The 9,064-nt window shown below is 71.9% G+C and carries 8 protein-coding genes and 1 pseudogene; all 9 read left to right on the forward strand.

The genetic code is table 11. From position 1 onward, the window contains the following. Positions 1 to 138: pseudogene (locus tag ACZ6WH_RS38735) on the forward strand (ABC transporter ATP-binding protein); the annotation flags it as partial. 389 nt (positions 139 to 527) lie between these two features. After that, a complete protein-coding gene (gene hpnC / locus ACZ6WH_RS38740) occupies positions 528 to 1,415 on the forward strand; it encodes a squalene synthase HpnC (RefSeq protein WP_469734843.1) in 888 nt (295 codons plus the stop codon). Further along, complete coding sequence (gene hpnD / locus ACZ6WH_RS38745; protein WP_469734845.1) at positions 1,412 to 2,365, forward strand: presqualene diphosphate synthase HpnD; 954 nt, start codon at positions 1,412 to 1,414, stop codon at positions 2,363 to 2,365. The genes hpnC and hpnD overlap by 4 nt, the downstream gene beginning before the upstream one ends. A 115-nt stretch (positions 2,366 to 2,480) precedes the next feature. Then, positions 2,481 to 3,944: a hydroxysqualene dehydroxylase HpnE gene (hpnE, locus tag ACZ6WH_RS38750; protein ID WP_469734847.1), complete on the forward strand. Its 1,464-nt coding sequence runs from the start codon at positions 2,481 to 2,483 to the stop codon at positions 3,942 to 3,944. Continuing rightward, the gene (locus tag ACZ6WH_RS38755; protein WP_432860675.1) at positions 3,941 to 5,062 is read left to right on the forward strand and encodes a polyprenyl synthetase family protein; all 1,122 of its coding nucleotides are present in this window, start codon (positions 3,941 to 3,943) and stop codon (positions 5,060 to 5,062) included. Before hpnE ends, ACZ6WH_RS38755 begins: the two co-directional genes overlap by 4 nt. A gap of 130 nt (positions 5,063 to 5,192) precedes the next feature. After that, complete coding sequence (shc, locus tag ACZ6WH_RS38760; protein WP_469734849.1) at positions 5,193 to 7,202, forward strand: squalene--hopene cyclase; 2,010 nt, start codon at positions 5,193 to 5,195, stop codon at positions 7,200 to 7,202. Beyond that, on the forward strand, positions 7,203 to 7,847 hold the full coding sequence (locus ACZ6WH_RS38765; protein ID WP_469734851.1) for a phosphorylase family protein: 645 nt from the start codon (positions 7,203 to 7,205) through the stop codon (positions 7,845 to 7,847). It abuts the gene before it with no gap. A gap of 5 nt (positions 7,848 to 7,852) precedes the next feature. Beyond that, a complete protein-coding gene (hpnH, locus tag ACZ6WH_RS38770) occupies positions 7,853 to 8,878 on the forward strand; it encodes an adenosyl-hopene transferase HpnH (protein ID WP_361561234.1) in 1,026 nt (341 codons plus the stop codon). 4 nt (positions 8,879 to 8,882) lie between these two features. Continuing rightward, positions 8,883 to 9,064: flavodoxin-dependent (E)-4-hydroxy-3-methylbut-2-enyl-diphosphate synthase (locus ACZ6WH_RS38775; RefSeq protein WP_469734854.1), on the forward strand; the 182-nt coding region annotated here is incomplete at its 3' end.

The following is a 9,064-nucleotide window of genomic DNA, read 5'->3' on the forward strand; positions in this document are numbered from 1 at the left end:
GTCTTCCTGGTCAGCCACAACAACAAGTCCATCCGGGACACCTGCGACCGGGTGCTGTGGCTGGAGAAGGGCGAGCTCCTCATGGACGGCCCCACGGACGAAGTGATCAAGGCGTACGAGAAGGAAACGGGCAAGTAGCCCGGATCCCGGCAAGAAGGCCTCCGCGCCCTCTCGGCGCGGAGGCCTTCGCCGTTCAAAAGACGGTCAACTCCAGCCGCTCCAGGAACGGTTGTCCGCCTGTCGGAGTTGTCCGGATCGTTGCTTCGCGGTTCGGTACCCCCTCGGACGAGTGTGAAATGTACGGCGTAAGCTGTACGGGTGCCGAACGGCACATGTGGTGCAAGTCGGGCAATATGATCCGACGGCGTCGATGGACGCCCTGATCGGACAGGTGGCGCAGCTGCGGCGTGTCCGAAATATGCAGTTTAAGCGTGGCGGTGTAGAACGGGAGACGTGACGGCAATGGCTACGGGATCTCTCCGGCTCCGGAACGCGCCGGGCAGCCTCCGGTGAGCCCGGAGCCTGTCGTGCCCGCGCCCGAGCGCGCCGTCCTCGACAAGGCCGCGCACGAGAACTTCCCCGTCGCGCCGTTCTTCCTGCCCCGCGCCTGGCGCGCCGACCTGATGGCGGTCTACGGATTCGCACGCCTGGTCGACGACATCGGCGACGGCGACCTCGCGCCGGGCGGCGCCGACGCCGTGCTGCTCGGCCTCGACCGCGCGCAGGCGGGGGACCGCCTCGCGATGCTGGACGCCCTGGGGGCGGACCTGCGCCGGGTCTACAGTGACCGCGCGCCCGGCCCCCGGCACCCGCTCATGCGCCGCCTCGGCCCGACCGTACGGCGCTGCGATCTGAGCCCAGAGCCGTTCGAGCGCCTGATCGAGGCCAACCGGCAGGACCAGCGCGTCAGCCGCTATCCCGGCTACGCGGACCTGCTGGATTACTGCGAACTCTCCGCCAATCCCGTGGGCCGGCTCGTCCTGGGCATCACGGGCACGAGCACGCCCGAGCGCATCCGCCGTTCGGACGCCATCTGCACCGCCCTCCAGATCGTCGAGCACATCCAGGACGTCGCCGAGGACCTGCGGAGGGACCGCATCTATCTGCCCGCCGAGGACATGAAGCGGTTCGGTGTCTCCGAATCCGACCTGGCCGCTCCGAAGGGGGGCGCACAGGCGCGCGCACTGGTTGCATTCGAGGCGGAACGCGCCCGTGACCTGCTGAATGAAGGTGCCCCGCTGGTGGGTAGCGTCCACGGCAGACTCAAGCTGCTGCTCTCCGGCTTCGTCGCCGGCGGACGCGCTGCCCTCCAGGCGGTGGCGGCCGCCGACCACGACGTCCTCCCTGGACCGCCCAAGCCCAGCAAGCTCGGTCTGCTGCGCGCGGTAGGGGCGACACTGCGAAGAGAGGGGTGAGTCGGACCGTGGAGGCAACCGCACACGCGTCCGCGCCGGTGCTCGCTGCGTACCGCTACTGCGAGGCCGTTACCGGGCAGCAGGCACGAAACTTCGCTTACGGAATCAGGCTGCTGCCCGTCGACAAGCGACAGGCGATGTCGGCGCTGTACGCGTTCTCGCGCCGGGTCGACGACATCGGCGACGGCGCGCTGGCGCCCGCCGAGAAGGAGCAGCGGCTCGCGGACACCCGTGGTTTGCTCGCGCGCATAAAGGACGGCGAGGTCGCCGAGGACGACACCGACCCGGTGGCGGTCGCGCTCGCGGACGCGGCGCACCGCTTCCCGCTGCCGCTGGACGGCCTGGACGAGCTGATCGACGGCGTCCTGATGGACGTGCACGGTGAGAGGTACGAGACCTGGGACGACCTCAAGGACTACTGCCGCTGTGTCGCGGGGGCCATCGGCCGGCTCTCGCTCGGCGTGTTCGGCACCGTGCCCGGCGCACCGGAGGCGGATCGCGCCCCGGAGTACGCCGATACGCTCGGGCTTGCCCTGCAACTGACCAACATCCTCCGGGACGTACGGGAGGACGCCGACAACGGCCGGACGTACCTGCCCGCCGAGGATCTGGAGAAGTTCGGCTGCGCCGCGGGATTCCACGGTCCGGTGCCGCCCCCGGGCGCGGACTTCACCGGCCTCGTGCACTTCGAAGTACGGCGGGCCCGCGCCCTGTTCGCCGAGGGGTTCCGGCTGCTGCCCATGCTCGACCGGCGCAGCGGTGCCTGCGTCGCCGCGATGGCGGGCATCTACCACCGCCTGCTCCGCCGGATCGCCGACGACCCCGAGGCCGTGCTGCGCGGCCGGGTCTCGCTGCCCGGCCATGAGAAGGCGTTCGTCGCCGTCCGCGGCCTCTCCGGGCTGGACGCGCGGGCGATCGTCCGCCGAGAGGCCGTCAGGAGGCGCGGATGACACCTGGAACGAGCCGGTGCGCGCCCGCGCACGTACGCACCGCACGCGCCCTGGAACCCCGGGCAACCCTCCGGGCAACCGCTGCGTCAATGACAGCAGCAATCCGGGAGGACGCATGACTTCCGCCGACACACGGTCGGCCTCGCACGTCACCACGGGCGCTGCCGGAGACGGGGGCGCCGCGGCGGTCGTCGTGGGCGGCGGCCTCGCGGGCACCACCGCCGCCCTCGCGCTCGCCGAAGCGGGGCTGCGCGTCACCCTCGTCGAGGGCCGGCCGCGGCTGGGCGGGCTCGCCTTCTCGTTCCGCCGCGACTCCGCGGCAGGCGAGCTGAGCGTGGACAACGGCCAGCACGTCTACCTGCGCTGCTGCACCGCCTACCGGGACTTCCTGGAGCGGGTCGGCGGCGCGCACCTGATGCCGGTCCAGGACCGGCTGGACGTACCGGTGCTCGACGCCGACCCCGCGCGGGCCGCCGCCGGCGCCCGCCTGGGCCGGCTGCGCCGTACAGCCCTGCCCGTACCGCTGCACCTCGCCGCGAGCCTGGCCACCTACCCGCACCTCTCGCTCGCCGAGCGGGCCTCCGTGGGCCGCGCCGCGCTCGCCCTGAAGGGCCTCGATCCGGCCGACCCCGAGCTGGACCGCACCGACTTCGCCAGCTGGCTCGCCCGGCACGGCCAGACGCCGCGTGCCGTCGAGGCCCTGTGGGACCTGGTCGGCGTGGCGACCCTCAACGCCCGCGCCGGTGACGCCTCCGCAGGGCTCGCCGCCATGGTCTTCAAGACCGGCCTGCTCTCCGATCCGGGAGCCGCCGACATCGGCTGGTCCCGCGTCCCGCTCGGCGACGTCCACGACACCCTCGCCCGGACGGCGCTGGAGAAGGCCGGGGTGCGCGTGGAGACCCGTACGCGGGCCACCGCCGTCACCCGTACCGACGAGGAGCGCTGGCAGGTCACCGTCGAGAACGGCCCGCACAGCCAGGAACAGCTGACCGCCGAGACCGTCGTACTGGCCCTGCCGCAGCGCGAGACGCACGGCCTGCTGCCGCCGGGCGCGCTGGACAGCCCCGACCGGCTGCTGGACATCGGCACGGCCCCGATCCTCAACGTGCACGTCCTCTACGACCGCAAGGTGCTGCGCCGCCCGTTCTTCGCGGCGCTCGGCTCGCCGCTGCAGTGGGTCTTCGACCGTACGGACGCCTCGGGCATGCAGGGCGGCGGGCAGTACCTCGCCGTCTCGCAGTCCGCGGCGCAGGACGAGATCGACCTGCCGGTCGGCGTGCTGCGCGAGCGGTACCTCCCGGAGCTGGCGCGGGTGCTGCCCGCCGCGCGCGGGGCAGAGGTCCGCGACTTCTTCGTCACCCGCGAGCGCACCGCGACGTTCGCCCCCGCACCGGGCGTCGGCCGGCTCAGGCCCGCCGCCCGCACTCAGTCCACCGGCCTGTACCTGGCCGGTGCGTGGACCGCCACCGGGTGGCCCGCGACCATGGAAAGCGCTGTTCGCAGCGGCATCAGCGCCGCACGCGAGGCACTCACCGAACTCGGCTTCCCCCAGGGTTCACTGCCCCAGGAGGCGGCATGACAACGAGTACGCGCGCTCGCACGAACACGAGCACCGGAAACAGAGGAGAAACCGTGCATCCGGCTTCCCCAGTAATCGACACCGAGGGCGTCACCGCACTCCTGGAGCGCGGGCGCAGGCTTGCCACTCCGGTGCTGCGGGCCGCCGTTGACCGGCTCGCGCCTCCCATGGACACCGTGGCCGCGTACCACTTCGGCTGGATCGACGCCGCGGGAGCGCCCTCGTCGGGCGACGGCGGCAAGGCCGTGCGTCCGGCCCTCGCCCTGATCTCGGCGGAGGCCGCGGGCGCCGCGCCCGAGGTCGGCATCCCCGGCGCCGTCGCCGTGGAGCTGGTGCACAACTTCTCGCTGCTGCACGACGACCTCATGGACGGGGACGAGCAGCGCCGCCACCGCGACACCGTGTGGAAGGTGCACGGCCCGGCCCAGGCCATCCTGGTCGGTGACGCGCTCTTCGCGCTCGCCAACGAGATACTGCTGGAGCTGGAGACCGTGGACGCCGGACGCGCGACGCGCCGGCTCACCATCGCCACCCGCAAGCTGATCGACGGCCAGGCCCAGGACATCTCCTACGAGCACCGCGACCGGGTCACCGTCGCGGAGTGCCTGGAGATGGAGGGCAACAAGACCGGCGCGCTGCTGGCCTGCGCCGTCTCCATCGGCGCGGTGCTCGGCGGCGCCGACGACCGTACGGCCGACAGCCTGGAGAAGTACGGCTACCACCTCGGCCTCGCCTTCCAGGCCGTCGACGACCTGCTCGGCATCTGGGGCGACCCCGAGGCCACCGGCAAGCAGACCTGGTCCGACCTGCGGCAGCGCAAGAAGTCGCTGCCGGTCGTCGCCGCCCTGGACGCGGGCGGCCCGGCATCCGAGAAGCTCGCCCACATCCTGGCCGCCGACGCCAAGAAGAGCGAGACCGAGATCGCAGACTTCACGGAGGCGGAGTTCGCCTCCCGCGCGGCTCTCATCGAGGAGGCCGGCGGCCGCGAGTGGACCTCGGAGGAGGCCCGCCGCCAGCACGCCACCGCGATCGCCGCGCTCGACGAGATCGACATGCCCGGAGAGGTCCGCGCACAGCTGGTCGCCCTTGCGGACTTCGTCGTCGTACGGAAGAGATGATCACGATTAACCCGACCTAGATCGCAGTCGCCGGCCGGCGTCGGCAGCGCCCGGTACGCCATACCGGGACCCGGCACCGGCCGACGGAAGCCCCATGCATTTTTCTTTGATCACTGCAGAAGGGGAAGCCATGACAGCGACGACCGACGGAAGCACCGGGGCCCTGCCGTCCCGGGCCCCCTCGGCCAGCGATGCCAACGCTGAGACCACCGATCCGAACCTTCAGGCCCCGCCCCCCGGAGACGTGACGGGCGCGGCGCGGCAGGCAACCGCCCGGGCCACCGACCATCTCCTCTCCCTCCAGGACTCCGCGGGCTGGTGGAAGGGCGACCTCGACACGAACGTGACGATGGACGCCGAGGACCTGATGCTCCGGCAGTTCCTCGGCATCAGGGACGAGAAGACCACCGAGGCCGCCGCGCGCTACATCCGCGGCGAGCAGCGGGACGACGGCACCTGGGCCACCTTCTACGGCGGGCCCGGCGAGCTGTCCACCACGATCGAGGGCTACGTCGCGCTCCGCCTGGCGGGCGACGCGCCCGACGCGCCCCACATGGCCAAGGCCGCCGGCTGGATCCGCGAGCACGGCGGCATCGCCGCCGCCCGGGTCTTCACCCGCATCTGGCTGGCCCTCTTCGGCTGGTGGAAGTGGGAGGACCTGCCCGACCTGCCGCCGGAGCTCATCGCCCTCCCGAAGTGGTTCCCGCTCAACATCTACGACTTCGGCTGCTGGGCCCGGCAGACCATCGTCCCGCTGACGATCGTCTCGGCCAAGCGGCCCGTGCGCCCCGCGCCCTTCGCGCTGGACGAGCTGCACACCGACCCGCGGAACCCGAACCCGCCGCGCCCGCCCGCCCCCGTCACCACCTGGGACGGCGTCTTCGAGCGGCTGGACAAGGCGCTGCACCTCTACCACAAGGTCGCCCCGCGCCGGCTGCGCCGCAGTGCCATGCGCGCAGCGGCCCGCTGGATCGTCGAGCGGCAGGAGAACGACGGCTGCTGGGGCGGCATCCAGCCTCCGGCGGTCTACTCGGTCATCGCGCTGCACCTGCTGGGCTACGACCTGAAGCACCCCGTCCTCCGCGCGGGCCTGGCCTCCCTGGACCGCTTCACGGTATGGCGCGAGGACGGCGCACGCATGATCGAGGCCTGCCAGTCCCCGGTCTGGGACACCTGCCTCGCCACCATCGCACTCGCCGACGCGGGCGTACCCCGGGACCATCCGCAGCTGGTCAAGGCCGCCGTCTGGATGCTGGACGAGCAGATCGACCGGCCCGGCGACTGGACCGTACGCAGGCCGACGCTGCCCCCGGGCGGCTGGGCGTTCGAGTTCGAGAACGACAACTACCCCGACATCGACGACACCGCCGAGGTCGTCCTCGCCCTGCGCCGCGTCGAGCACCCGGACCCGCAGCGCGTCGAGGAGGCCGTACGCCGCGCCGTGCGCTGGAACCTCGGCATGCAGTCGAAGAACGGGGCCTGGGGCGCCTTCGACGCCGACAACACCAGCCCCTTCCCCGACCGGCTGCCCTTCTGCGACTTCGGCGAGGTCATCGACCCGCCGTCGGCCGATGTCACCGCGCATGTCGTGGAGATGGCGGCGGACGTCGGCGCCACCCACGACCCGCGCGTCCGGCGCGGCATCGAATGGCTGCTGGCCGAGCAGGACCCGACCGGCGCGTGGTTCGGCCGCTGGGGCACCAACTACGTCTACGGCACCGGCTCCGTGCTGCCCGCGCTGACCGCGGCCGGCCTGCCCCTCTCGCACCCCGCGATCCGCCGCGCCGTCGGCTGGCTGGAGTCGGTGCAGAACGAGGACGGCGGCTGGGGCGAGGACCAGCGCTCGTACCGGGACCGGGAGTGGATCGGGCGCGGCGCCTCCACCGCCTCGCAGACCGGCTGGGCGCTGATGGCGCTGCTCGCGGCCGGCGAGCGGGACAGCAAGGCCGTCGAGCGCGGTGTGCAATACCTCGCCGCGACCCAGCGCCCGGACGGCTCCTGGGACGAGCCCTACTTCACCGGCACCGGCTTCCCCTGGGACTTCTCGATCAACTACCACCTCTACCGGCAGGTCTTCCCGCTCACGGCCCTCGGCCGCTACCTGGGCGGCGGTCCGGCCGGTGCTGCTCCGGGGGTCTAGATGACCGCCCCGGCCGGCCCGGCCCCGGGCCCTCCGCCCCCGCTGCTCGTTGCCTGCGCGCTCGGCATCGAGCGGCTCGCGCTGCGCGGCGGCCCGGGCGCCACCGTGCTCCGTACGGGCATGGGCCCGCAGGCGGCCGAGCGGGCCATCGGCGCCGCGCTCGCCGCCGGCTCGCCCACCGCGGCCTCGCCCGTCGTCGCCAGTGGTTTCTGTGCCGGCCTCGCGCCCGGCATGCGCCCCGGTGACGTGGTCGTCGCGGAGGCGACCCGCGAGCACCAGCCGGGCCGTCCGGAGAGCGTCTGCCGCGACAACGCGCCGATGGTCGCGGCCCTGAAGGAGCGCGGCCTGACCGTGCACTCCGGGCTGCTGCTCGGCAGCGACCACGTCGTACGCGGCACCGAGCGGGCCGCGCTGCACGCCGCGGGAGCGGTCGCCGTGGACATGGAGTCCGCCGCGACGCTCGGCACCGCGCTGCGCGCCGGGCCCCGCCCGGTTGCGGCCGTACGGGTGGTCGTGGACGCTCCAGAGCACGAACTCGTCCGTATCGGCACGATACGCGGGGGAATATCGGCCTTCCGTGTCTTGTGTGCCGTCCTTCCCGTCTTCTTTGAATGGCACCGTTCTTTGCTGCTCCCCAGGAGGTGAGCCAGATGGCCATGCCGCTCCGTCAGACCATCAGGGTCGGGACCTATCTCTTTGAACAGAAAATGCTCCGGCGGCGTGAGAAGTTCCCGCTCATCGTCGAGCTGGAGCCGCTCTACGCGTGCAACCTCGCGTGCGAGGGCTGTGGCAAGATCCAGCACCCGGCAGGCGTGCTGAAGCAGCGGATGCCGGTCGCCCAGGCGGTCGGCGCCGTCCTGGAGTCCGGTGCCCCGATGGTGTCCATCGCGGGCGGCGAGCCCCTGATGCACCCGCAGATCGACGAGATCGTACGCCAGCTGGTGGACCGCAAGAAGTACGTCTTCCTGTGCACCAACGCCATGCTGCTGCGCAAGAAGATGGACAAGTTCACCCCCTCGCCGTACTTCGCCTTCGCGGTGCACATCGACGGGATGCGCGAGCGTCACGACGAGTCCGTGGCCAAGGAAGGCGTGTTCGACGAGGCGGTGGCGGCGATCAAGGAAGCCAAGCGGCGCGGCTTCCGGGTCACCACCAACTCCACCTTCTTCAACACCGACACCCCGCAGACCATCATCGAGGTGCTCAACTTCCTCAACGACGACCTCAAGGTCGACGAGATGATGCTGTCGCCCGCCTACGCCTACGAGAAGGCCCCCGACCAGGAGCACTTCCTCGGCGTCGAGCAGACCAGGGAGCTGTTCAAGAAGGCCTTCGCGGGCGGCAACCGGCGCCGCTGGCGGCTCAACCACAGCCCGCTCTTCCTGGACTTCCTGGAGGGCAAGGCGGACTTCCCGTGCACCGCCTGGGCGATCCCGAACTACTCCCTGTTCGGGTGGCAGCGCCCCTGCTACCTGATGAGCGACGGGTACGTCCCCACGTACCGGCAGCTCATCGAGGAGACCGACTGGGACAAGTACGGCCGCGGCAAGGACGCGCGCTGCGCCAACTGCATGGCGCACTGCGGTTACGAACCGACCGCCGTCCTCGCGACCATGGGCTCCCTCAAGGAGTCGCTGCGCGCCGCCCGCGAGACCGCCGCCGGAAGCCGTGGGTGATGTCATGACCCTCAGTGAGCCTGTCCCTCTGGGGCTCCCGGAGGTCCCGGCCCGGCCCCTGGCAGTCCGGCGCGTCTCGCGCCGGATCCAGGTCGGTCCGGTGGCCGTGGGTGGTGACGCGCCGGTGTCCGTGCAGTCGATGACGACGACGCGTACGGCGGACATCGGGTCGACGCTGCAGCAGAT

It is taken from the genome of Streptomyces sp. NPDC050806, from assembly GCF_055586425.1.

What these genes read in the sequence shown, in the direction of transcription:
- hpnE (WP_469734847.1), top strand. Translation starts at nt 2,481, where the DNA reads ATGACTTCCGCCGACACACGGTCGGCCTCGCACGTCACCACGGGCGCT.
- ACZ6WH_RS38755 (WP_432860675.1), top strand. Translation starts at nt 3,941, where the DNA reads ATGACAACGAGTACGCGCGCTCGCACGAACACGAGCACCGGAAACAGA.
- ACZ6WH_RS38765 (WP_469734851.1), top strand. Translation starts at nt 7,203, where the DNA reads ATGACCGCCCCGGCCGGCCCGGCCCCGGGCCCTCCGCCCCCGCTGCTC.
- shc (WP_469734849.1), top strand. Translation starts at nt 5,193, where the DNA reads ATGACAGCGACGACCGACGGAAGCACCGGGGCCCTGCCGTCCCGGGCC.
- hpnH (WP_361561234.1), top strand. Translation starts at nt 7,853, where the DNA reads ATGGCCATGCCGCTCCGTCAGACCATCAGGGTCGGGACCTATCTCTTT.